Origin of the sequence: Spirillospora sp. NPDC048824, assembly GCF_043198455.1 — a bacterium.
GTDB lineage: Bacteria > Actinomycetota > Actinomycetes > Streptosporangiales > Streptosporangiaceae > Spirillospora.
In genome coordinates, this window is the sequence record NZ_JBICUS010000005.1 from 383,170 (window position 1) to 406,866 (window position 23,697).

Sequence of the window (23,697 nt, forward strand, 5' to 3'; positions counted from 1 at the left end):
CCGTCCGCTCAGCGGCCGTTCAGGTAGTCGAGCTGGGACTGGACGGACGCTTCGGCGGCGGGCCAGAGCGACTTGTCGACGTCGGCGTAGACGCGTTCGACGACTTCGCGCGGGGTCTGCGCGCCCGCCGCGACCGCGGCCTCGACCTGGGCGAGGCGCTCGCGGCGATGGTCGAGGTAGTAATCGAGGGCGGCGATCGGATCGTCCAGCTTGGGCCCGTGGCCCGGGAGGATGGTGGCGGCCTCGACGTCGGCGGAGAACGCGCGGAGCCGGTCGAGCGAGCCGAGGTAGTCGCCGAGTTTGCCCTCAAGGACGGTCGTCCCATATCCGAGGACGGTGTCGCCGGTCAGGACGGCACGGTCCGCCGGCAGCCAGAACGTGAGCGAGTCGTCGCTGTGGCCGGGCGTCTCCATGATCCGCAGCTCCAGGCCGCCGGTCGTGACGACGTCCCCTTCCGAGAGCCCTTCGTCGCCGAGCCGGTGCCGGGAGTCCAGCGCCCGCACCTTGACGGGCCCCCCGGCCAGCTTCGCGAACTTCCCCGCACCGGCGGAGTGGTCGGGGTGGCCGTGGGTGAGCAGGATGAGGCCGACGCGGCGTCCCTGTTCCTCGACGGTCTCCAGGACGCGCCGCAGGTGCTTGCCGTCCTTGGGGCCCGGGTCGACGACGACGGCCTCTTCGGCGCCGGGCTCCGCGATGATCCAGGTGTTGGTGCCGTCCAGGGTCATGGCGGACGGGTTCTGGGCTAGCACACATGTCGCCCGTTCGGTGCCCATCCCGTCGATCTCCGTCATATCCCCCATCCTGCCCGAGGCTCGATCGGGGTGCCGGACCGGGTTCCAGCCGAGCCGGTCGAGATGCCGCAGCGCCGACGTGCCCACCAGCCGCCACATGAACGACCGCCCGCCGCGCACGGCGCGCTCACCCGCCCGTGTAGTGGCGCTTGACGGACTCCGGCAGGACGAGGTATGCCTCCCCGTCGATGATCTCCGCCGTGGGCTCGTGGACGACGATCTCGCGGCGCGCGGCCAGCACGTCCGCGACCGTCTCGTACGCGGCGAGCTCGGCCAGCGTCGCGAGGGTCGGCGGAAGCATCATCCACTCGCCCTTGACCGCGCGCTCGGCGGCCTCCGCCGGACGCACCCACGCCACCTGGTCCGCCTCGGTGCTGACGTCCCGGGCCCGCTGCCCCTCCGGCATCGCGGCGACGAAGAACCGGGTGTCGTAGCGCTTCGGCTCGATCTTCGGGGTGATCCAGTGCGCCCACGGGCGGAGCAGGTCCGAACGCAGCACGAGGCCGCGCCCGTCGAGGAACTCGCGGAACGACTGCGAACGGTCGAGCAGGGCCTGCCGGCCGGCCTCCCACTCGTCGCCGCGCGTGTCGTCCACGACCGTCCGCCCGGTCGGGCCCGCCAGCAGCACGAGGGTCTCCTCGAACGTCTCCCGGACGGCCGCGCACACCAGCTCCCGGGCGAGCGTCTCATCCGCATTGAACGCCGAACCCCACTCGGCGGGCGGCGGACCGGACCACGCCAGCGACGCCTCACCGTCGCGCGGGTCGACCGACCCGCCCGGGAACACGTAGGCGCCGGGCGCGAACGCCATGGACCGGACGCGGCGCAGCATGAACGCCTGCAGCCCGTGCCGGTCGTGATCGCGGAGCACGACGACCGTGGCCGCGGGACGCGCGGGAACGGGTTCGGCCCGGCCGGCCAGGATGCCCTCGACCTGATCCCGGTACTCCGCCGGCAGTTTGAGCCCGTTCACCATCGTCCTCCAGCCCCGCCGTCATCCAGCCCCCGCCCATGACCGATCAACGGACGGGCTCCGCTCGGCGCATCTCTATCCCCATGGCGGCTAATTCGGACATACCGAACGTCATTCCGTCAAGGGCCGCCGCCGGAGTCCGCCCCGCCCGGCGCCTGGTTCGTGCGGCGCCCGGAGCAGGGCGGGCGGCTCAGGAGACCTCGGCGATCAGCTCGACCTCGACGGGAACGTCGAGCGGCAGGACGGCGACGCCGACGGCACTGCGCGCGTGCTTGCCCGCGTCCCCGAACACCTCCGCCAGCAGGTCGCTCGCCCCGTTGACGACCTGGGGCTGGCCGTGGAAGCCGGGCGCGCTGGCGACGAAACCGACCACCTTGACGATCCGCACGACCCGGGACAGATCCCCGAGCTCCGCCTTGAGCGCGGCGATGCAGTTCAGCGCGCAGATCCGGGCCTGCCGGGCGGCCTCGTCGGCGCCGACCTCCGCGCCCACCTTCCCGGTGAGGCCCAGCTCACCCTTGACCAGCGGGACCTGCCCCGACGTGTAGACGAGCGACCCCGTCCGGGCCGTGGGGACGTACGACGCGACCGGCGGGACGACCTCCGGCAACTCGAGCCCCAGCTCGCGGATCCGCTCTTCAGGCGTGCTCATGGGCGATTCCTCCTCGTTGAGGCGCTGCTCGTTCCTTGCTCGTTGCTCGGTGCCCGTTGCTAGGACTGCACTTCGCGTTTGAAGTAGGCCACAAGGTTCTCCGGGTTCGGACCCGGCAGGACGGTGACGAGCTCCCACCCGTCCTGGCCCCAGTTGTCAAGGATCTGCTTGGTGGCGTGCACCAGCAGCGGAACGGTCGCGTACTCCCACTTCTTCATGCGCCTCACCCTAGCGATCGCCCAACCCGAACCCCCTTCGAACCCGACACGGCAGAGGACCACCGGGGTGTGGGTCAGCGCTGGGGCGGGGGCTGCTCGCCGCCCTGCGGCCGGGAACCCGGAGCGTCCGCACCGTCGGCGCCCGCGATGCCGCGCTGCCGGTCGTCCTGCGGTCCGGGCAGGCCGGGCGACTCCGGCTCGTCGCGCTTCGGCTCGTCCAGGCCGATGACCGGCGGGACGTCCTCGGGCGACCCCAGCGTCGGGGACGTCTCCGCCGCCTTCGCCAGCTCCTCCTCGGCCTTGGCGAGCCGCTCCGCCAGGCCGGGCTTGCCCTCCCCGGCTTCGGCCTCCTCGCCCTCCGGCCGGACGGCACCAGCGGCACGGTCGAAGAACCGCAGGATCTCGACCGGCAGCGGCATGATCAGCGTGCTGTTCTTCTCGGCGGAGACCTCCACGACCGTCTGCAGCAGCCGCAGCTGGAGGGCCGCCGGGTCCTGCGACATGATCTCGCCGGCGGCGGCGAGCCGCTTGGACGCCTGGAACTCGCCGTCCGCGGTGATGATCCGGGCGCGGCGCTCCCGCTCGGCCTCGGCCTGCCGGGCCATCGACCGCTTCATCCCCTCGGGCAGCGAGACGTCCTTGATCTCGACCCGCTCGATCATGATGCCCCACGGGCCCTCGGTGATCTCGTCAATGATCGACCGGAGGTGCGCGTTGATCTTCGCGCGCTCACCGAGCAGCTCCTGCATGTCCGCCTGCCCGATGACCGACCGCAGGGACGTCTGCGCGATCTGCGACACCGCGTACCCGTAGTTGTGGACGTTGACGATCGCCTTCACCGGGTCGATCACCCGGAAGTACACGACGGCGTCGACGCGGACGCTCACGTTGTCCTGCGTGATGCCGTCCTGGCCCGGGACGTCCATGGTGATCGTCTGCCGGCTGACCTTCTGCATCCGCTCCATGATCGGCACGATCGCCGTCAGCCCGGGGGAGCGGACCGCGCCGGGGCGCAACTGCCCGCCCCGCTGCACCTGGCCGAACCTGAACACGATCCCGTGCTCGAACTGCTGCACGACACGTATGGACGACGACAGGACCAGCAGTCCGCCGACGATGACGATGAGCAAGATGACGAGCGCTACTGCTTCCATCACGGGCACCTCTCTCGCGTGGACGGCCGGGCGGGCCGGACCGGTCCCCGGAGCCTCGGGCTCTGAACCCGTGAAGATTCAGGCGACCGGCCGCGGCAGGTTCACGTTTCCCAGCTAACCCCGCGGGCAGGCCGGAAACAATGTCCGCGAACGATCTCCGCACCTCGGACTCATCGTGTCAGGGATCACTTGCATGAGGGCGGGCGCACTCTGAAGTGTTTGACGAGCGAACGATATGGTCGATCGGGTGAGCGCGAAAGACACCGACTGGGACGGCGTACGCCTCCATGTGGTCACCGGCAAGGGCGGCACGGGCAAGACGACCGTCGCGGCCGCACTCGCCCTTGCCCTGGCCGCCGGGGGCCGCAAGGTCCTGCTCGTCGAGGTCGAGGGACGCCAGGGCATCGCCCAGCTCTTCGACTGCCCGCCGCTGCCGTACGAGGAACGCCGCGTCGCCGTCGCCCCCGACGGCGGGGACGTGTACGCGCTCGCCATCGACACCGAAGAGGCGCTCATCGAGTACCTCGAGTTGTTCTACAACCTCAAGCGCGCCGGGAAGGCGATGACCAAGCTCGGCATCGTCGACTTCGTCACCACCATCGCCCCCGGCCTGCGCGACGTCATCCTCACCGGCAAGACCAGCGAGTCGGTGCGCCGCAAGAAGAAGGACGGCTCCTTCATCTACGACGCCGTCGTCATGGACGCCCCGCCCACCGGCCGCATCACGAAGTTCCTGAACGTCAACGACGAGGTGTCGGGGCTCGCGAAGGTCGGACCGGTCCGCAACCACGCCGACACCGTCATGAAGGTCGTGCGCAGCCCGGAGACGGCCGTGCACTTCGTGACGCTCCTTGAGGAGATGCCCGTCCAGGAGACGATGGACGGGATCCGCGACCTCACCGACGTCGGCCTGCCCATCGGCGGCGTCGTCGTCAACATGGAGCACCCGCCCGTCCTCGCCGAGGACGACCTCGCCGCGGCCGCCGCCGGCACCCTCGACACCGACGAGATCGTCCGCGGAGTGAAGGCCGCCGGCCTCGAACACGAATCCGAGTCGATCGCCGCCGGCCTCGCCGCCGAGGCCACCGACCACGCCCGCCGCACCGCACTCCAGCGCCGCGAGAAGGAACGCCTGGAGTCGATCGACCGTCCCCGCTACACGCTGCCGCTGCTGTCGGACGGCATGGACCTCGCCGGCCTGTACGACCTGGCCGCCGCACTGCGCGCCCAAGGCGCCGCATGACCCCCGAGGGGACGCGATGACGACCGGCAAGACCCCGCCCGCGCTCGACGTCGACGCGCTGCTCGACGACCTGCGCACGAAGATCATCGTGTGCTGCGGGTCCGGCGGCGTCGGCAAGACCACCACCGCCGCGGCCCTCGGCATCCGCGCCGCCGAGCGCGGCCGGGACGTCGTCGTCCTCACCGTCGACCCGGCCCGCCGGCTCGCCCAGTCGATGGGCCTGTCGGAGCTGGACAACAACCCGCGCAGGATCGACATCGAGGGCGACGGCGAACTCCACGCCATGATGCTCGACATGAAGCGCACCTTCGACGAGATCGTCGAAGCGCACGCCGACCCGGACCGGGCCAAGCAGATCCTCGCCAACCCCTTCTACCAGTCGCTGTCGTCCAGCCTGTCCGGCACGCAGGAGTACATGGCGATGGAGAAGCTCGGCCAGCTGCACCGCTCCGGCGCCTGGGACCTGATCATCGTGGACACCCCGCCGTCCCGCAACGCCCTGGACTTCCTGGACGCCCCCGAACGCATGGGCCGCTTCCTCGACGGCCGCTTCATGAAGATCCTCGCCGCCCCCGCCAAGACCGGCGGCCGCTTCGGCGTCAAGGTCATCAGCGCCGGGTTCGGGATGTTCACCGGCGTCATCAACAAGGTCCTCGGCGTCCAGCTGCTGCGGGACGTGCAGACGTTCGTCGCCGCGTTCGACACCATGTTCGGCGGGTTCCGCGAACGCGCCGAGAAGACGTTCCGGCTTCTGCAGACGCCCGGCACCGCGTTCCTTGTCGTCGCCGCCCCGGAGCCCGACGCGCTGCGCGAGGCGTCCTACTTCGTCGAACGTCTCGCCGAGGAACGCATGCCGCTCGCCGGACTCGTCGTCAACCGCGTCCACGAAGCCGACGACGCCCTGTCCGCCGCCCGCAGCCAGGCCGCCGCCGAGACCCTGGAGGAACGCGGCGAGCACCCGCTGACCGCCGCGCTGCTGCGCCTCCACACCGACCGCATGCAGCTCGCGGCCCGGGAGGAACGCCTCCGCGACCACTTCGCGTCCACCCACCCGACCGTCCCGGTCACGGCCGTCCCCGCGCAGCCGGAGGACGTCCACGACCTCGACGGCCTGCGCCAGGTGGGCGAGGACCTGGCCGCCCCCACCACGACCCCGACCGCCGCCTGACCCTCCCACCCCCGCCCATCCGGCACGGGTGGGATGCGGCAGAGGGCAGACGCGGCAGAGGGCAGACGCGGCGGCAGGCCCGCACCGGAAATCGGTGCGGGCCCGCTGCCACGCTTCTTATTGGACCTTGCCGGTCCTTGAACCTCTGCCGGACGAGCCGCTCGGACGGGCCGGTTCAGCTGGCGACTAGTTCTTCCTCGTCGACATCGACCGACCGCTCGTACTCTTCCTTCGCGGTCTCCAGCAGCGCGCGCCACGATCGCACATCCGGCCGACGCCGCAGCAGAGCTCGACGCTCCCGCTCGGTCATCCCGCCCCAGACACCGAATTCGATCCGGTTGTCGAGGGCATCGGCGAGACACTCCGTCCGCACTGGGCAGCCGCGGCAGATGAGCTTGGCTCGGTTCTGCGCTGCTCCCTGCACGAACAGGGCGTCCGGATCCGCGTTACGGCAGGCGGCGCGGGCGGTCCAATCCGTGATCCACATCTTGGCCCCACTCCCCTAGGGTCTGTGTCGATTTGCGCTCCTTGGCCAGACGGGCGCGGACGTCAGGCCGCCAAACGAAAGCCGTGGGGAAGAACTTACGGAAGCGAGGGACGTTTCAACAGTCCCCGGAGGGCCCATTCTCGATATAGCCCACCGGGGCCATATCGCCGGAACGGACTAGTTACCTGTAGTAGACGCGCCAGACACGGCGCCGGTTGTCATGATGAGGGCATACCGGACGAACGTCCCGGCCGACGGCGCCGGAAAGCGGGAGTTACGGGAGACGTGTCCCAGATGCACTGCTCGTCCCGCGTACCCTAGTCCACGTGCGCGTTGCGAATACGGATCGGGTCAAGACGGTATCCACGCTGTTCAGGCTGCTCGGGGCAGGGGTCGTCGCCGGCGTCCTCGTCGCCTTCATCGCCCTGCCAGCCGTCGGCAGCGCCGGCCTGACCGCACGCGACGCCGCGAACAACTTCGAGGACATGGACGGCCGCCTGGAGACGACACCTCCGTCCGAGAAGACGGTGGTGTACGACTCCGACGGCAAGCAGATCGCCACGTTCTTCGACAAGTACCGCGAGTCCGTCCGCCTCGACCAGGTCGCGCCCGTCATGCGGAAGGCGATCATCGACATCGAGGACTCCCGGTTCTACGAGCACGGCGCCCTCGACCTCAAGGGCACGATCCGCGCGCTGGCGTCCAACGTCGACTCCGAGCAGACGCAGGGCGGCTCCACCCTCACCCAGCAGTACGTCAAGAACCTGCTGGTCGACGCCGCCAGGACGCAGGAGGAGTACCGCGAGGCCACCGCGCCCACCGTCGGCCGCAAACTCCGCGAACTCCGCTACGCGCTCGACATCGAGCAGCGGCTGACGAAGAACCAGATCCTCGAGGGCTACCTGAACATCGCCTACTTCGGCGCCGGCGCGTACGGGGTCCAGGCCGCGGCCAAGCGCTACTTCAGCGTCCCCGCGTCCGACCTCAGCCTCGGGCAGGCCGCGCTCCTCGCCGGCATCACCCAGAACCCCGCGGCCTACGACCCCATCCGCAACCCGAAGGACGCGCGGCACAGGCGCGACGTCGTCCTCCAGCGGATGGCCCAGCTCGGCCACATCACCCAGGCCCAGGCCGACGCGGAGGCCGCCAAGCCGATCGAGCTGAACCGCACCGACCCCGTCGGCGGCTGCCAGGTCAGCAAGGTGTCGTACTTCTGCGAGTACGTGAAGTACGACGTGCTCAACATCCTGTCGGACGGCAAGTACTGGAGCCTTGAGCCGAAAGAGCAGCAGGGCATCGTCAACGACCTCAACCGCGGCGGCTACACCATCCGCACGACCCTCGACGCGAAGGACCAGCGCGCCGTCGACAAGACCCTGCGCTCGACCGTCCGCCCCCGCGGCAACCGCGTCGCCGCCGAAGCGATGGTCGAGCCCGGCACGGGCAAGATCAGGGCGATCGGGCTGAGCAAGGAGTTCGGCCCCGGCAAGGGCAAGACGACCATCAACCTCCCCGCGGACACGGCCCACGGCGGCGGCACCGGCGTCTCGGCGGGCTCGACGTTCAAGGTCTTCACACTCGCCGCCGCACTCGACCAGGGCATCCCGGTCAACACCACGATCAACTCCCCGGAGACGACGACGGTCGGCGGCTTCCAGCCGTGCCGGTACACCGGCACGATCCAAGGCAAGAAATACGAGAACGACCTGGTCGGCGGCGGTGCGCCCTGGACGGTGTCCAACGCCGGCGACAGCGAGAAGGGCAACTTCAACCTCAAGACCGGCACCTGGCACTCGGTCAACACCTTCTACGCCGTCCTCGAGAAGCGCGTCGGCGTCTGCAACGCCGTGAAGATGGCCGAGAAGTTCGGCATGAGGCAGGGCAACGGCAACCCGCTGATCCCGACCCCGTCCCAGGTCCTCGGCGTCAACGACGTCGACATGGTGCACCTCGCCGCCGCCTACGCCGGCTTCGCCGCCCGCGGCAAGTACTGCCCTCCGATCTCGGTCACGGAGGTCATCGACGCCGAGGGCAAGCGGCTGGAACTCCCCAAGCACAAGTGCAAGCAGGTCCTGGACGAGGACGTCGCCGACAAGGTGAACTCCATCCTCCAGGGCGTCATCACCAAGGGGACGGCGCGGGGCCGCAGCATCGGCCGTCCCTCCGCCGGCAAGACCGGCACTTGTGAAGAGTTCACCTGCGCCGTGTTCGCCGGATTCACCCCCGACCTCGCCGCCGCCACCGCCTACTGGGACTTCCGCGGCCCCTGGAAGTACAAGGTCTACGGCGTCTACGGCGCCGGCATCCCCGGCGGAATCTGGCAGGCGTCCATGCAGCGGGCCCTCCGCGGCGAGCCCGCCACCGGCTTCCGGACCCCGTCCAACAACTTCGGCGACACCGTCGGCGTCCCGGACGTGCAGGGCCGGACCGTCGAATCCGCGACCGCCCGGCTCCAGGGCGCCGACCTCAAGGTCAGGGTCGCGTCGGGGTCCGTCGAGTCCGACCAGCCCAAGGGGACGGTCGTCTCCACCTCCCCGGGCGCCGGCAGCGAAGTCCCGCCCGGCACCACCGTCATCCTCTACGTGAGCGCCGGCCCGGAACGCGAGCGCCCGGACGACTGACGAAGCGGTGCCGCCGGACCACCCGGCGGCACCGCCCCCGTCACTCCGCGAGCTGCCGCTTCACCTCGGCCGCGACCCGTCCCCCCTCGGCCCGACCGGCCACCTTCGGGTTCACGGCCTTCATGACCTGCCCCATCGCGCGCGGCCCCGCCGCACCCGTCCCGGCGATCGCGTCGGCGACCAGCGCGGTCAGCTCCTCATCGGTGAGCGGCGCCGGAAGGTACGCCTCCAGCACCACGCCCTCGTCCCGCTCCGCCTGCGCCTGCTCCTCGCGCCCCGCGTCCCCGAACGCCGCCGCGGCCTCGCGGCGCTTCTTCGCCTCCCGGGTGAGAACCTTCACGACGTCGTCGTCGGACAGCTCACGCGACCGCTTGCCGGCGACCTCCTCGTTCTTCACCGCCGTCAGCGCCATCCGCAGCGTGCGGATGCGCACCTCGTCACGCGCCTTCATCGCGGTCGAAAGATCGGTCTCCAGCTTCTCCTTCAAGGTCATGGTCACATCATGCCCGCACGGCAACGGAAGCTCATCGGGATTACCGCGCGGTGCCCATCTCTGGAAGCATGGAACCCTGGGAAAGGAGAGCCGTGCGAAAGATCTACGCCGTGCCCCTGGGGCTGCTGGGCGCGGGCGCCGCGACCTTCGGGTACGCCTCGGTGATCGAGCGGAACTGGTTCCGCCTCCGCCGCATCGAGGTGCCGGTGCTGCCCCCCGGCCGCCCTCCGGTGAAGATCCTGCACATCTCCGACACGCACCTCACACCCGGCCGAGCCCGCCTCATCCGCTGGGTCCGCTCCCTGGACGCCCTGGAGCCCGACCTCGTCGTCAACACCGGCGACTCCCTCTCCCACCGCGACGCGATCGGCCCCTTCCTGGACGCCCTCGGCCCCCTCCTCGACCGTCCGGGCGTCTTCGTCTACGGCTCCAACGACTTCTTCTCCCCCGTCCTCAAGAACCCCCTGCGCTACATCTGGCGGACGAGCAAGTCCGACTACGACCGCACGAGCCGCGAACCCGACCTCCCCTACCGCGAGCTCGCCTCGTCCCTCCAGGCCGCCGGCTGGCTCGACCTCAACAACCGCATCGGCCGCCTCAAAGTAGGCGAACTCGACATCGAGTTCGGCGGCATCGACGACTCCCACATCGACCGCGACCACTACGACAAGATCGCCGGCCCCGTCGACCCCCAGGCCGACGTCCACCTCGGCGTCATGCACTCCCCCGAACCCCGCAACCTCGACCGCTTCACCGCCGACGGCTACGACCTCCTCCTGGCCGGCCACACCCACGGCGGCCAGGTCTGCGTCCCCTTCTACGGCGCCCTGGCCACCAACTGCGGCATCGACCGCCCCCGGGTCAAGGGCCTCCACAAACACCGCGGCTCCTGGCTCCACGTCTCCGCGGGCCTGGGCACGTCCCCCAAGGCCCCCGTGCGCTTCTGCTGCCCACCCGAGGCGACCCTCCTGACTCTCGTCCCCCGGTGAACTGGCAGACCGCGACCCTCCCGGCCGCGCTCTACGACTACGCCGTCCAGAACCGCACCCTTTCCCGCCTGGGAGCGCGCGCCCTCTGGAACTACGACATAACCCACCTCCGCGAGACGATTGCAGCCCAAGACCCCACGGCCCTGACCCTCGACATCCCCTGCGGCGGCGGCCTGGCGGTAGGCGACAACCCCCGCCACGTAGCAGCCGACCTCTCCCGAACCATGCTCAAGAGAGCCCGCCGCAGGACGAGAACCCTCCTCCAGGCCGACATCTACGCCCTCCCCTTCGGCCCCGCCACCTTCGACGCCGTCCTCACCTACAACGGCCTGCACTGCCTCGAAAACCCCGCCCTGGCCATCGCCGAACTGACCCGGGTCCTACGCCCCGGCGGCACCCTCCGAGGCACGACCCTGACCCGAGGCACCTCCCGAGACCGCCTCTACTCCCTCATGCAGCGCCTGGGCGCCTTCGGCCCGTCCGGCACGGCAACCGACCTCCGAACCTGGCTGACCTCCGCCGGCCTGACCGACATCGACCTCACCCGATCCGGCGCCGTGACCGGCTTCACAGCCCGTAAATAGGGACGCACCACCCCCCGCCATCCGCTAAGGTGGACAAGGCGCCGGGAGAACGTACGACTCCCGGGCAGCCACCACCGGGGTGTAGCGCAGCTTGGCAGCGCGCTTCGTTCGGGACGAAGAGGTCGTGGGTTCAAATCCCGCCACCCCGACACAAAGGTGCAGGTCAGAGGCCGGTTCTCCCCACAGGAGACCGGCCTCAAGATCTTTTGACCCCCATCTGACCCCGCCCCCGGACACGACCTTACGACCCCCAGGGTCACGCACCATCACCACCGGGCCACACCCCCGTCCCTCCAGCGCCCATCTGAACTTTGGGGAAGGCTTCCCATCTCATGAGAGTCACCTCCTGCCCCTGCCCTAGGCACCCTCTCATTTGAGCGTCATCCGGCTCACCGCCGTCAACAGCCGTTCGGCAAGTTGCGGGCCGGTCGGCCGGCCAGCGCCAGCGCTATGGCCGCAGGGCGTCACCGGCCGCCGCCGACCTGCGGCCATAGCGCACACGGTCCGCCCGGGGACCTGCTCGGCGAAGGTGTTCTTGCCGCAGCCGTCGTTGCGGCACAAGAGCCGGTGCGCCCACAGGTGGCCCAGTATCTCCTGGCTCCCGACCGCGGTGTCAGACAACCGCCGCTCATAACGGCTGTGATGATGCCGTCACGGCGCCCCGCAGCTCGGGTATGCCGCCACGGTTGTGGTGGCCATGACACGCCCCCAGCACCGGAACGTGACACTTGGTCCACCTACACGTCAGCCATGTGCGGGAACACGACGGCGAGCAGCTCCTTGATCGTCGCGCTGCCCGTCTTCGTGATCGCTGAACCGCACTACCGTGCGGCCGAATCGGAGCAGGCGGTACCCGCTAGAACAGCCCCGCAACTCCTACGGGCACCAACCGCTCGACCATCTCCGCGACCGCGGGCTACCGACATCCTCTCTGCTTGCTGTCGTAAGAGTCGCCCCTCCCGCGGATAATCCTCACAGCAACTGAGTCTCGGCCAGACGACTCACGCCTCATTGAACGAACAGCCGGAATCTAGGAATCCCCGTCTTCATCAACCTGAGCGCCGACCTTAAACCAGCCCCCATCGAATTACGCAACAACACAAAAAGTATGATGTATATTGACTAATGAACTTCGCCAACAACCCTCTAAAGAGTTCTGCCTGAACCTTCTCGTCGCGTGAATTTCAATGGAACATTGTGTTCCATGAGAACCCTCACCCATCTCCCCCACAACGGAGCAGTCCACTCCGGATCTACATCATGACAGTAGGCCAACATGCCTGCCATGCGCTCCCCAAACGCAATCATCGATGAGAAGCCACGATGCTGGGCGTGATTAGGCAAACCAAACTTCTCGGCACCCCGAATATCATTAAGCAGTCGGCGCCTCGCGTCTCCCGGAATCCTGACCAGATCACCATCGACGAGGAGGCCGAGCACGATCTTTCGCGCCCCGGGCGGAATCACCCGCGTTTTATTCTCATGCCGCATAAAGCCGTTATGCCGCAACAGCTTATCTGTCATGAGGATCAAGTCCGATGCCTCTCGGCGAGAAAAGGGACCGGATGTGGAGAAAACAATATCGTCGGCATATCTCGTATAGACGATGCCGGTGCCTGCTATCGCCTCACTTATCCTTATGTCAGTGTCTCGCATCACGAGATTAGCCAGAGCTCCGCTGGTAGGACTGCCCTGAGGCAGATATCCGAGCCCCCCGGAGGTCCGATACTTCCAAATCGCAGGGTAACGAGCTGAGGATATGGATTCCGTCCAGGAAACCTTATATTGCGCACCTATTCCTTGCCGCGTACAGAGGCGAGACATCTCAAAAGAGACGAGCTTACCGTACCCAAGGCCGGAGAACACAGCAAAAACCTGACGTTCGTCTATGCTCGAGAAGAAATCGTGCAAGTCGAGCTTTATCAACCAGCTTGCCCCCACATGCCTTCGGGCACACTGAGCGATCGATTTGTGTCGCTCGTAGGCGAAACTTGCTGGATGGCAAGATACTTGGCTGAGTATGTTTCTGAGTATCCACCGCTGCACAGCACGCATTGGCGGCCTCGGGGACGAAATCTGACGCTTTCCGTGAAGCAGGAAGCCGGTATATGGGTCGATACTTCTGCCGACCACATCCCGAAGGTAACCGTGATCAGCGCCACTTTGGTGTGCTAGGTGGTTAAGCGTCAATACAGCGCGCAGGCCGTGCCGCTCGGTCGCGTAAGCGCGCTGAATCGCGGTAGCCAGCAACTCAGAGGAAACTCCTGCTGCCAGACCATCACGGAGATATAGATGAGGAGAGTCGGAAATCATCTACCTTTGATGCCTTCCGCCTGGACCTTGGTGCGGCCTCGCGCGCCAGACATCGTCGGAGGAAGCGCGAGGGCGCGCGTCAGGCGGTTGTGAGTTTGTCCGCAGCGCTTGGTCACACCAGGCGCCTGACAGCCACCGAAGCGACTGCCTAACCGTGTCGACGCGCAGGGCATCGGACGCTCTAGACGTCACCGACCCTCCTCAGTCTCTGAGGATAGTAGTGTTTGTCCGAACCGTCCAGCCGAAAACGGCTCATTGGCTGCACGCCAGATTCCAGAAGCCTGATGCCCTGGTCAGTCAGATAGCCTCGTCTGTCAGCATACCCACCACTGACAAGGTCTTCGAGCATTCGTTTGGAGTCTGCCAATGAGATATCCGAGAAGGCAGAAATTTGCTCGGGTGTGCGAAGGCCTCGCCGAAGAGCGAACAGCACTGGCGACAAAGCGGGGCCAACAATCTTGTCAAGACCGGGTCGTTCTCCTACAGTCCGCTCTCTCATCTTTTCATTCCGTGCAGCGAAGGCAGCGGTGAGGCTCTCTGGGAGACGTCGATTTGGAAATAGTGGATACCAACCGTCAGGCCGTTCACTCGCGCCGGCCTTCGTCTGCCAGAGAATTTCTGGCAAGTTATTCGGTGTAGTATGTTGCATGATGAACAACCCTGCCGACCCGTCCCATCCCAGGCCACCGCGATCACGGTGTCGAGCAAATTTGGTGCAGAGGAGCTCTACATCAACCCTCTGCTCAGCCGTCCATTCTGCACTGTTAAAGTCAGGCGCGCTACGCACCATGGAGAAGCGATCAATACCAGCGGCACGGCCCACTGCCTCTACCGCCACGACGGCGGCCGAATGCACCACCACATGAATATGAAGTAAGCCATAGGAGCGCCAGCTACGAATTGTTGGATTTCTTGTCCATATCTTCGCTGCTTCAATGACCTGGCTACCACTCCCTGCATAGTCGCCGACCAGAACCAGCGAGCGAACCCGCCTTACTCTAAGGTCCTCCAGAGTGCGTGGCACGGGAACTAGTCCCAAGACCGATGCTCGACCCTTTTGTAAATTTCTGATAATATTGGCGCACAGAGCTTCACTTCCTGGTCGATCAGCAGATAGTGCGCTATGCGGCCAAACGTTCTCGAAGATTACCGCCCGCCCGCTTCCCTTGTGCCCCATCTCTGGCCCCGTTCTGGCAGGGACGATGAGTGCTGGCGGCATTATCACTCCGCCAGTAAGGTCGCTGACGAGCTGCTCAGTCAGCTCCGATCTAAACGTGGACTCATCTAGATAGTGAAGGGCGTTGACCAACAGTTCCGCTGTAGGTTGATACTGCAGAGGGAAATTGGCCAACCACTCCCTATATTCGGCAGTGTCAATGACATAAATTGCGGCCACCTCCTTCAGGGCAGAAACTGATTACCTTTTCAAGGGACTTGCCCTCACCCCCGGCGACATCAGAGCAATCTGACGCACGATTCCATATTGTCAAGAAAAGACGAATCGTAAAGGTCGTCGACGTGGTCGCTGTTCCAGAGTCCAGAGGTTGCCACCTTCTCGTTTTTTTGCGCACAATCCGAGCCAGCCAGTGGTGGTTCGGTGAATGCCGCCGGTTCGCTGAGAGAGGAGGGCAATCGAGTTGGCCCGTATGGATTCACGTTGTTCACGATCGGGCACTTCCAACCAGAGTAGCGGCATCGTGGCGATGTGCTCACTTACCGCCTTCTCAAGAGGGTACTCGGCTACTCGCTGCGGAGGACTCACTTCCTTTTGCCCCCAGGACTCAGCTACCTCGGCCGGCCAGTGACCAGTCTGCAGCAGCGCGCTGCCCACGTGCTGACGAAAGATCGAGCCACGATGATTACCCACCCCAGCTTTGGCCCCGCCCACCGGTCCTCGATGTTGGGCGAGCCTGCTCCAGAAGGTCGCCTGGGAGGTGGCTCTCAAGGCATGGCTCCCTACGCGCACAACCCGGAGCCGATCCTCTCCCGCTCGGACCTGGCCATTTTCGAGGAAGAACTCGACGCCATACTGCGGCCATCCGGTGTCCTGGGTGCAATCCCGGAGCAGTCGTGGTCCGCCCAGCCGCTCGGCCAGCTCATCGAGCAATCCGTAAAATCGATCGGTGTCGGCTCGGCGATCGTCTCGCAAGGCGCTCAACCCAGGATCTCCACGGTCGTACCTTCCGGGTACATCTCGGCAGGACGTCCTCGCCAGAAACAGGCGAAAGCCTGACCTAGTAGACGCGGCACCTTACCCGAGGCTCCCGTACCCGCGTTCCTGATGGTGACGAGGAACGCCCCGAGCCCCGCTTCTTTCCATTTGGTGCGCCGTATGAGCTTCGCGTAGTCCGAGCTACTCGCCGCGAAAGCGACGACCGACGAGACATCCCTACGTCCAGCCTCGCGAATCAGTAGATCTTCGAGCAACCCGCCAGGCCAGTCCGTCAAGCGCAGGATCTTGTTGTAGTCACCGATCGGTTCCTCGGCATGCAGCACCCCGTATCCACCGCTGAGAATGAGCAGTGGCGTGTCACGAGCTACCGCGTCGCGCAGCTCGCTTCCTGCCGTGGTGTAGAAGCCGCCGGTGTACCGAAGCCAGGCAGGCAGCAACTGTCGTTCGTCTGCTTTCGCTGTCTCAAGATTGGACTGCCGTGCTGTCAGCAGATCGGGCGGCCATGGGCTTTGCTCCCGAGAGCTCGGCTCGCCCCCGGATCTTTTCCCCTTCGAGCAAGGAATAACCAGAAGAGTCTCGGCAGCAACGAGCTTTTGCAAGATCATTAGCCAGCCATCCGTTGACGCGGTGTTCCTTGCAGGGTAGCAATACCCATCAGAGCCGGACACCCTGAGCGAAAGGTCAGGTACCGTCCAGGCTGGATCTCGTTGGCGGCATAACGGGCTGCTCGCCCAGCGCGAGCATGCGACCGATCACGCTGCCCCCACCGCTGATGTCGTCGGACCGCCGAAGCGGGGTCCTCCAACGATTCGTGATAGCTCACCCCATGGCAGATGCACTCCTGCCTTCTCAGTCTCAGGGCGAGCGGCTAACGTTAGAAGCGCGTGAGACGACTCCGGTTGGCCCATGCGCGACCACGACCTGAACAAGATGTACGTCATCTCGGTCACCGGGTATCAGGCATGGTCGCGCCGGGTGAAGCCGGGCGCCAGCGTCAACGCCAGTCGGCCGACGGATGGAGCATGCTTCACTTTCACGACATGAGCTTCACGGGCTCTGGCCGCTGGAAACGAGGCGTTGGAGGTCGGCGGTGACTACGCGATAGGTGCTGCCTATACGGATGACCTTGCAGGGGAAGCGGTTCTCGCGGGCGAGTTGGTAGGCGCGGGTCCGGCCGAGGCCGAGGGCTCGGGCGGCAGTCTGGATTGTGGTTGTCGTGGGGAGAGCGGCGAGTTCCTCGCGGGTCATCGGTTCCATTCTTAGGCCTCCGGGCTGTTCGAGCGGCGGGGTTGGGCGCCGGAGGGTCTGTCACTGTCGGGAGGCTGCGCGAGAAGCGTGGGATGGGTGATGGGGATCGGGAAGTCGGCGGCGGCCAGTGACGCGCCGGCTCTGTCGCCGTCGTACGCCTCGTCGTGGGCGGGGGTTCCGCTCGCGGACGGGGCGGGGTGACTGTGGACGGCGTTGATCTCTGCTTGTGCTTCAGTGAGGACCGCGCAGAGGGATTGAGCATGGCGTCGCGCGTCAGCCAGTGACTGGCCGTGGCAGCTCAGGACTTCAGTGATGTCTTGGCCGTGGTCATGGCCTAGGCGTCCAGCCTGGAGCTCGCGCAGAAAGAAGCGTCCGAGCTGGTCGAGGAGCTGGTCCAAGCCGAAGGTGACTGCACCGAGGTTGCCGAGGATGGCGTACGCGGTGGTGGGGAGAGTCAGGCCGGGTGTGCCAGCGGTGGCGTGGTTGAGGTTGCGGACATGTTCCGGCAGGGCAGCGGCGAGCCGGATTGTCTCTTGATCATCACGGGGCGCGCCGCCGTGCATTGAGTTGGCCACTCGTGGGCTCCTTGGCGAGGTTGAGTCGCTGGTTCGGGTGATGCTGGGTCACGGAGTCGTCCTTCCTGGTTGGGTTCTGAGCGGCGAGACGCTGGCAGGTTCTTCCGGAGCGTTGTGCTCGCGGCGTTGCTGCTCAGCGTTACCGATATTTACACTCCGTTAGTATGCGGCAGTGCTGATCATTACGCCACGACCACGTCGCCCAGCGTGGTGCGTGTCGCGTGCTGGAGTCAGCGCGACGTGCCTCGGCGGTGAGTGGAAGCAGGCGCTGGGGTGGCGGACCTGGGGCGTTGGTGCGTGGTTGGCAGCTGCTGGTTGAGGGGGACGGGGAAGTCGGCTGCTGCGAGTCGGGCCGCGTTGTGGTCTGGGGTGTGGGGTGTCCTTGTCGCCAGCCAGGACGGAGACGGCAAGCGGGGGCTTGTACGGCTGATTCTGGTGAGCTGTTCAGCGGCTTTGCGAGCGGCTGTCGCTTGGGCGATACGTCGCTGCGTCTGCCGGAGTTCCGCGACGGCTTCGACCAGAGCGGCGATGTGCACGATGAGTTGGGATAGGGCGTGGGTGAGGCTGGGGTGGTGACTGTGGTTCAGGCGGGTGCCGATTCCTGAGTAGGCCAGTGCTCGAGCAACGGTGCGAAGGGTGCTGCCGTAGGGGGTCGGACGCGGCTGGCGTCCGTAAGGCTCGCGGGCTGCACGGTCGTAGAAGTCGGCGACATATGCGAGTTCTTGGTTTCCGGTGATGGCCGCGGTCACGTGTAGGAGGTCGGAGGTCGCGGCGGCTAGGTCAGCGCGGACGACGGGGTCTTGGATCTGGCGCATCTGCCAGTTGGCCGTAGCGGTGGCGCGAGCAGCCTGCTGGTAGGCCGCTGACCGTTCTTGATGTGTGAGTTCTACTCCGCTCGGGCTGTATCGCCTGAGTTTTCGCTGGTCAAAGGAAGGTGCATGTGGTGGGGCTGACCAGCGGTGACGGAGTTTGGGAAGGGTGAGGTTGGCGGCGAGTTTCCCGCCGGAGAACCAGACCGGTTGGCCATCCTGATTCGTGTGGTGTGGGAGCGCGACGGCATAGCCGGTGAGCTCGCCGGGGGCACGGACACTCCGGCGAGTCTTGATCAGCACTCCTGCTTCTTTGAGGGCGACGAAGAAGTCGTCTTCGGTTCCGGCTCCGGCGGCTGCCGTGGCCACGCGCCGGCGAAGGGTGGTGCGAGGTGGCTGCGTCCAGTTCTTGCGGTCGGTGAGTTCTGTCTCGGCCCGGGTCGGTCGGGGCGCTGCCGTACGGTCGGCGGGTGCGGTTCGGGTGAGGCCGTAGCGTTCCTCGACGATGTGACAAGCGTCGGCGACCTTGAAGTAGTCGCGGTGGACGTTGGGGTTACGTCCATCCTCGCGGGCCAGGACGACGGCCAAGTGGATGTGGTCGTCGGCGTGCCGCACTGCGATCCAACGGCATGCCTGGTCATCGCCCCGTAAGGCGAATCCAGTCTGGTGCATCACCTCTTCGGCGATGTTGGCCCATTCGTCGTCGGACAGTGTTCGATCTGCGGGGGCCGCTCGGATCGAGCATTGCCAGACCGGCAAGGTCAGCGGCGTGTGCCGGAGGGTGTCGAGCGGGGAGGTCAGGACACCGACCAGGTGGCGGAAGTCCCGATCGCCTCTGGCGTCAAGGCCGGGTTCCAGGGCCATGGGAAGCCGGAACCCCGCGACGATGTGGGGATCAACGTGCTCGTTGCGGCTGCCGGGCCCGTAGAGGTATGACAGCAGCCTCGCGAGGTTCTGGCCTCGGGTTACTTTGCCGATCAACGCAGGAGCCGGCCGATCTCAACGGACGAGGCGTCCACTCGGCGAAGGACGTTTTCCAGATACGACAATGCGGCGGGTAGTTCGCAAGGCACCTCTCCTGTCGCGTTCGCTATGCGCGCCAGCTGATTTAGGTTCACGCCGATTCGGTTCAGCTGTCGCGCGATACTGCGCAGTTCTTCGCAGAGTTCCGCGGTTGGTTGCTGTCCTAATTCGTGCTGACGAATTGCTGCCTGTACGGTCTGGGTAATAAAGGTGCCGTAGGCGGCTCCTGCTCGCTGGGCGGCCGCGCAGATTTCCTCGTACTCCTGGTCACTGACTCGGAACCTCATCTCACGGTCCCGTCGGCGTCCTCCGCCGAGCTGCGAACGTCGCTGCAGCTTGCGTGGCTGGTTGTGCTGTACCTCGCTCGTGACTGCACCTCCGATCAACTCGTTCAGGACCGCGCCCGGTCCCGCACCACAGAAGTGTGTGCGGTGGATTGCCATGAATCCACAATGTGTCGCGACACGGTCCTACCTTGCAGCCTCTGAGAAGATCAGCAGCCGTATGTGCCGACCGATACTGCCGACGCACTTACTATGTTGGGGCGGGTTGGGGCGTGCCGCTGAGTTGCGTCACATTCAGTTCTTTGGAAAGTCCACCGAAAGGCTATACCCTTTCGACTGTCAACGCTCTTTTCAACTCGCCAGTACTTGTCGCCTGAGCATGACTCTGCTTGTTGAGTCAACCAAGCGCGAGAGGCGAAGCCGCCGCGACGCTATCGGGTTGATCCGGCCTCGTCCGGACCTGCGTCACCGGATCAGCTCCGGTCAATGACAGTGAAACGAGTGGCTTCGCCAAGCACCTGTTCGGCGTTGTCGAGGTCGGCGAGGCGGGCCGCTACGGTCGCGGTCGCGAGGTGGGCGGGTAGGGCTACCGAGAACTTCAGGCCCCGGACGGCCCGCGGATCGACTTCAGGCAGTACGAGTGGTGCTTCAGCACGCGCCGCCTTCCACATGTCAGGCGTCAGGTCCTCGCGGAGCCTTACGTACAGGTCCGTCGGGCGCTGAACCTGGTCGGTCACGGATGAGAGCGTTGCGGTCAATGTGGCGTTCGCGCGGTACCCCGCCCATGTCCACCAACGCACGTCGGTGCCTGCGCGGGTGATAACCGGGCCAGCGGGGTGGACCGACTCGGGCGCTTCCTCGACCCGCAGGTGTTCCAACCGCGTGCTCGCTCTACGTGTGAATGTGACGGGCGGGTCGGTGCCGAGCAGGACGTCGCGCATGGCTCGGGCGAGGGCGAACGAGAGGCCCGTGATGCCGCCCGCCGTCCATTTGGCGATGCCTCCGCCTTCGGCGGGTTCGACGAAGCAGCGGCGCCGCTTCCAGTCGATGTAGGTGACCTGCCAGGTCCGTCCGGCGAGGAGGAGGCGGCGAGGGCCTGGGCGGTCCTCGGTGAGCACGGACGGGTCGGTGCGGCCGATCTCCGCGCGGCCCGACAGGACAGTGAACTGTGGTGGGGCCGTGAACGACGCGGTGAGGTCCATGAAGTGGCGGTGGCCGAACCGCTTTTCCGCTTCGGGGCCGATGAACAGCATGCCGTCGTCCTCGTCGAGGAAGCCTTCCGCGACCAGGTTCCGCAGGATCGGTTCGCCGGATCGGTCGAATGGCGGCAGGCCGTTCCACTGCTCCGCCCATAGCCTGTTCCCGAGCCGATGTTCCTGGAGTGCGACGGCCAGGATCTGCTGCGCGACCAGGTGGCGGGGTGTCGGCGGGGCGGCGACGTCCTCGACCCAGCCCCGTCCCCACAGCAGCAGCAGTCCGGACGCTTGGAGTAGCGCGCGTTCCTTGGTGGCGAGGAACAAACAGGACCGTTCGGCGCCGGGGCGACGGCCGGTACGTCCGAGGCGTTGCAGAAAGGAAGCCACGCTGGTTGGGGAATCGATCTGAATCACACGGTCGAGGTCACCGACGTCGATGCCGAGCTCCAAGGTGGACGTCGAGACGATCACGCAGTCACGGGCCTCGGCGAACGCCTGTTCAGAGCGGCGACGTTCGTCCGCCGACAGTGAGGCGTGGGAGAGGAAGGTTGTGACGTCGCGGGCTCGCAGGGCCGCGCCGAGTTGCTCGACCTGGCTTCGCGAGTCGCAGAAGACGAGGCGTTTCTCGCCGAGGTGCAGTGACGCGATGACCTTGGCGGCGTTCTCGATGGAGCCGACGTAGTCGAGTTCGACACGGGCGGTGGGAGCCGCCGCGGAAGCGGGCGCCTCCGGGGCGACGACCTGGGCGGGGCGAAGCCCGGCGCCCGCGCCTTGAAGCCAGGTCAGCAGTTGGTGTGGGTTACCGACGGTCGCAGACAGGCCGATCCTCTGGATGGGGTTTCCGGTGACGCGAGTGAGGCGTTCCAGGACGGCGAGCAGGTGCCAGCCGCGGTCGTCTCCGGCGAAGGCGTGAACCTCGTCGACGATCACTGCACGGATTTTGCCGAGCACTTCGGCATGATCAGTCTTGTAGCTGATGAGCATGGACTCCAGCGACTCCGGCGTGGTCAGCAGGATGTCCGGCGTGTTCAGGCGGATGCGCCGCCGCTCGGATTCGCGGGTGTCGCCGTGCCAGAGGGCGGCGCTGCGGCCAAGCCATTGCGCGTACTGGTCGACGCGGGGGGCGAGGTTGTTGAGCAGCGCCTTGAGGGGGCACAGGTAGAGCACCGAGATACCGGTCCACTCTTGCTCGGCCATGGCGGTGAGGACCGGGAAGATAGCGGCCTCGGTCTTGCCACCCGCGGTCGGGGCCAGCAAGAGCGCGTCGTCGCCTTCGAGAACCGGTCCGACAGCGCGGCGTTGCAGCGGGCGCAGGTTCGGCCATCCGAGCGTGTTGACGATGTGGTGCAGGACGACCGGGTGCAGCCGTTCCATCACACTTCCAGGTCGATGTCGTCCGCCGTGAGGTTCCGTTCGACCTCGGTGAGTTCGGTGCCGGAAACGGTGAGCTTGTAGTGGACGCGGGGATCGAAGTCCGGGAACTGGTCGATGCGATCAAGAACGTCCCCCACAAGCTTCTTGAGGAACAGCCGTGGCGCGACACCAACCTTCCCGCCAACCGCGCCGCCCACCGCTCGGGCGAGGTCGGCGATGTAGGCGTCGTCGGCGAGCACCTTGATCCGTTCGGGGGCGTCTGCACCCGTCGCATAGAGGTCACGGATGGTGATGCCGAGCCCGGTCAGCGACTCTAGGGTGAAGCCGGGCAGCCTAACCTGGACGGCTCGCGGGTTGTCGAAGCGCGGGTCGGTTGTGAAGTCGGTGGCCAGCCGTTGGGCGAGCGGAGGAAGTCGTTGCACGCCCTGCCGTCCGTCAAAGAACATGGGCGTCCCCGTGATCACGAGGTAGAGGCCGGGGAACCGGCCCGAGTGCACCTCGTCGATGAGCTGACGCAGCGCGTTGAGGGCCTTGTCCCGGACGTCGGAGCGGACCCGCTGCAGCGTCTCGACTTCGTCGAGCACAACGAGCAGGCCGGGATGCCCGCCATCTCGCAGCACAGTCAGGAGCCCTTGCAGGAAGCCAAGCGCGCCGAAGTGGTCGAGGTTCCCGCGCACCCCGGCCGCGTGCCGGACCGTGGTGGCGACGTGCGGCTGCCCGCCGAGCCAGGCCAGCACCGCGGCAGCGGTCGTCTCGTCCCCGACACTGAGTGCGGTCCGGTAGCCGCGCAGCGCGGTCGCGAACGAGGACGCCTGCCGCGACACCTCCGCAAGCCGCGCCGTGAGCAGCCGGTCGACCTCGCCCGCCAGGTCTTCTTCCGACGCGCCGGACGCCAAAGCATCCTCCTCCAACGCGTAGAACCACGCGTCCACCACCGGCCGCAGCGCGCTGGGCGGGAAGCTGGCGGTGTGCAACCGTTCGGTGAGCCGCCGGTAGACGGTCTCCAGCTTGTGTAGCGGCGTCTCCGTCTCGGAAATCTGGATCTCGGCGACGGCGAAGTTACGACGTTTCGCGCGTTCACCGAGCCACCGTGTAAAAAACGTCTTGCCGGACCCGTACTCACCACGAACGGCCTTGAACACCGATCCGCCGGACGCGACGGTTTCCAGTTCCCCGTCAAGCGCCGCCTCGAACCGGTCGAGCCCGGTCGCCAGCAGGTCCAGCCCGCTCTCCGGCACCGCGCCGCGGCGGAGCGCGTCGATGACGGCACGCCGGCGGACGGCGCTGACCTGGTTCGAACGTGCGGTGCTCACGCCCACCAGTGTTCCA

The 23,697-nt window shown here is 66.6% G+C and carries 23 protein-coding genes and 1 tRNA gene; 7 read left to right on the plus strand and 17 right to left on the minus strand.

All coding sequences use genetic code 11. The annotated features are described in order from the left end of the window. Positions 1 to 8: 8 nt before the first annotated feature. From ACGFIS_RS12995 to ACGFIS_RS13015, 5 genes are all read right to left on the minus strand, one after another. A complete protein-coding gene (locus ACGFIS_RS12995) occupies positions 9 to 800 on the minus strand; it encodes an MBL fold metallo-hydrolase (RefSeq protein ID WP_392909797.1) in 792 nt (263 codons plus the stop codon). 118 nt (positions 801 to 918) lie between these two features. Next, positions 919 to 1,767 (minus strand): NUDIX hydrolase, encoded by an 849-nt coding sequence (locus ACGFIS_RS13000; RefSeq protein WP_392909739.1) that lies wholly within the window; start codon positions 1,765 to 1,767, stop codon positions 919 to 921. Between the two features lie 187 nt (positions 1,768 to 1,954). Further along, complete coding sequence (locus ACGFIS_RS13005; RefSeq protein WP_392909742.1) at positions 1,955 to 2,416, minus strand: RidA family protein; 462 nt, start codon at positions 2,414 to 2,416, stop codon at positions 1,955 to 1,957. A 59-nt stretch (positions 2,417 to 2,475) separates the two neighbouring features. Then, positions 2,476 to 2,634, minus strand: a complete 159-nt coding sequence (locus ACGFIS_RS13010; protein ID WP_021591512.1) for a DUF4177 domain-containing protein — start codon at positions 2,632 to 2,634, stop codon at positions 2,476 to 2,478. A 74-nt stretch (positions 2,635 to 2,708) separates the two neighbouring features. Beyond that, on the minus strand, positions 2,709 to 3,788 hold the full coding sequence (locus ACGFIS_RS13015; protein ID WP_392909744.1) for an SPFH domain-containing protein: 1,080 nt from the start codon (positions 3,786 to 3,788) through the stop codon (positions 2,709 to 2,711). A gap of 247 nt (positions 3,789 to 4,035) precedes the next feature. Between ACGFIS_RS13015 and ACGFIS_RS13020 the strand changes: the two genes are divergently transcribed. Both ACGFIS_RS13020 and ACGFIS_RS13025 read left to right on the plus strand, forming a co-directional pair. After that, a complete protein-coding gene (locus tag ACGFIS_RS13020) occupies positions 4,036 to 5,031 on the plus strand; it encodes an ArsA-related P-loop ATPase (protein ID WP_392909746.1) in 996 nt (331 codons plus the stop codon). Between the two features lie 16 nt (positions 5,032 to 5,047). Further along, positions 5,048 to 6,199, plus strand: coding sequence for an ArsA family ATPase (locus tag ACGFIS_RS13025; protein WP_392909749.1), 1,152 nt, complete (start codon positions 5,048 to 5,050; stop codon positions 6,197 to 6,199). A gap of 175 nt (positions 6,200 to 6,374) precedes the next feature. On the opposite strand, the gene ACGFIS_RS13030 is transcribed toward ACGFIS_RS13025, so the two are convergent. Further along, positions 6,375 to 6,686 carry a WhiB family transcriptional regulator gene (locus tag ACGFIS_RS13030; RefSeq protein ID WP_131881865.1) on the minus strand — a complete coding sequence of 104 codons (312 nt, stop codon included), beginning with the start codon at positions 6,684 to 6,686 and terminating at the stop codon, positions 6,375 to 6,377. A 326-nt stretch (positions 6,687 to 7,012) separates the two neighbouring features. Between ACGFIS_RS13030 and ACGFIS_RS13035 the strand changes: the two genes are divergently transcribed. Next, positions 7,013 to 9,307, plus strand: a complete 2,295-nt coding sequence (locus ACGFIS_RS13035; protein WP_392909752.1) for a penicillin-binding protein — start codon at positions 7,013 to 7,015, stop codon at positions 9,305 to 9,307. 40 nt (positions 9,308 to 9,347) lie between these two features. Here the strand turns inward: ACGFIS_RS13035 and ACGFIS_RS13040 are convergent, their stop codons facing one another. Continuing rightward, positions 9,348 to 9,800 carry a GatB/YqeY domain-containing protein gene (locus ACGFIS_RS13040; protein WP_392909754.1) on the minus strand — a complete coding sequence of 151 codons (453 nt, stop codon included), beginning with the start codon at positions 9,798 to 9,800 and terminating at the stop codon, positions 9,348 to 9,350. 92 nt (positions 9,801 to 9,892) lie between these two features. Here ACGFIS_RS13040 and ACGFIS_RS13045 point away from each other — a divergent pair, with 92 nt between their 5' ends. The 3 genes from ACGFIS_RS13045 (at position 9,893) to ACGFIS_RS13055 (ending at position 11,522) form a co-directional block, all read left to right on the plus strand. Then, a complete protein-coding gene (locus ACGFIS_RS13045; RefSeq protein ID WP_392909757.1) occupies positions 9,893 to 10,789 on the plus strand; it encodes a metallophosphoesterase in 897 nt (298 codons plus the stop codon). Beyond that, on the plus strand, positions 10,786 to 11,373 hold the full coding sequence (locus ACGFIS_RS13050) for a class I SAM-dependent methyltransferase (RefSeq protein ID WP_392909759.1): 588 nt from the start codon (positions 10,786 to 10,788) through the stop codon (positions 11,371 to 11,373). The genes ACGFIS_RS13045 and ACGFIS_RS13050 overlap by 4 nt, the downstream gene beginning before the upstream one ends. A 75-nt stretch (positions 11,374 to 11,448) precedes the next feature. Further along, a tRNA-Pro gene (locus ACGFIS_RS13055) sits at positions 11,449 to 11,522 on the plus strand. A 997-nt stretch (positions 11,523 to 12,519) separates the two neighbouring features. Here the strand turns inward: ACGFIS_RS13055 and ACGFIS_RS13060 are convergent. The 4 genes from ACGFIS_RS13060 to ACGFIS_RS13075 form a co-directional block, all read right to left on the minus strand. Then, complete coding sequence (locus tag ACGFIS_RS13060; protein ID WP_392970717.1) at positions 12,520 to 13,686, minus strand: reverse transcriptase family protein; 1,167 nt, start codon at positions 13,684 to 13,686, stop codon at positions 12,520 to 12,522. Between the two features lie 181 nt (positions 13,687 to 13,867). Then, positions 13,868 to 15,082, minus strand: a complete 1,215-nt coding sequence (locus ACGFIS_RS13065; protein ID WP_392970720.1) for a hypothetical protein — start codon at positions 15,080 to 15,082, stop codon at positions 13,868 to 13,870. A gap of 90 nt (positions 15,083 to 15,172) precedes the next feature. Further along, positions 15,173 to 15,844 carry a hypothetical protein gene (locus ACGFIS_RS13070; protein ID WP_392970723.1) on the minus strand — a complete coding sequence of 224 codons (672 nt, stop codon included), beginning with the start codon at positions 15,842 to 15,844 and terminating at the stop codon, positions 15,173 to 15,175. Continuing rightward, a complete protein-coding gene (locus ACGFIS_RS13075) occupies positions 15,841 to 16,464 on the minus strand; it encodes a hypothetical protein (RefSeq protein ID WP_392970726.1) in 624 nt (207 codons plus the stop codon). Before ACGFIS_RS13075 ends, ACGFIS_RS13070 begins: the two co-directional genes overlap by 4 nt. A 301-nt stretch (positions 16,465 to 16,765) precedes the next feature. Between ACGFIS_RS13075 and ACGFIS_RS13080 the strand changes: the two genes are divergently transcribed. Next, a complete protein-coding gene (locus ACGFIS_RS13080) occupies positions 16,766 to 16,903 on the plus strand; it encodes a hypothetical protein (RefSeq protein ID WP_392970728.1) in 138 nt (45 codons plus the stop codon). A gap of 3 nt (positions 16,904 to 16,906) precedes the next feature. Here ACGFIS_RS13080 and ACGFIS_RS13085 read toward each other — a convergent pair whose 3' ends face one another. From ACGFIS_RS13085 to brxD, 6 genes are all read right to left on the minus strand, one after another. After that, positions 16,907 to 17,107, minus strand: coding sequence for a helix-turn-helix domain-containing protein (locus tag ACGFIS_RS13085; protein WP_392970731.1), 201 nt, complete (start codon positions 17,105 to 17,107; stop codon positions 16,907 to 16,909). An 11-nt stretch (positions 17,108 to 17,118) separates the two neighbouring features. Then, on the minus strand, positions 17,119 to 17,682 hold the full coding sequence (locus ACGFIS_RS13090) for a hypothetical protein (protein WP_392970734.1): 564 nt from the start codon (positions 17,680 to 17,682) through the stop codon (positions 17,119 to 17,121). A 230-nt stretch (positions 17,683 to 17,912) separates the two neighbouring features. Then, on the minus strand, positions 17,913 to 19,472 hold the full coding sequence (locus ACGFIS_RS13095) for a relaxase/mobilization nuclease domain-containing protein (protein WP_392970737.1): 1,560 nt from the start codon (positions 19,470 to 19,472) through the stop codon (positions 17,913 to 17,915). Continuing rightward, a complete protein-coding gene (locus tag ACGFIS_RS13100) occupies positions 19,469 to 19,957 on the minus strand; it encodes a plasmid mobilization protein (protein ID WP_392970740.1) in 489 nt (162 codons plus the stop codon). Before ACGFIS_RS13100 ends, ACGFIS_RS13095 begins: the two co-directional genes overlap by 4 nt. A gap of 314 nt (positions 19,958 to 20,271) precedes the next feature. After that, the gene (locus ACGFIS_RS13105) at positions 20,272 to 22,368 is read right to left on the minus strand and encodes a DEAD/DEAH box helicase (protein WP_392970743.1); all 2,097 of its coding nucleotides are present in this window, start codon (positions 22,366 to 22,368) and stop codon (positions 20,272 to 20,274) included. Continuing rightward, on the minus strand, positions 22,368 to 23,687 hold the full coding sequence (gene brxD, locus ACGFIS_RS13110) for a BREX system ATP-binding protein BrxD (RefSeq protein WP_392970746.1): 1,320 nt from the start codon (positions 23,685 to 23,687) through the stop codon (positions 22,368 to 22,370). Before brxD ends, ACGFIS_RS13105 begins: the two co-directional genes overlap by 1 nt. Positions 23,688 to 23,697 lie beyond the last annotated feature (10 nt).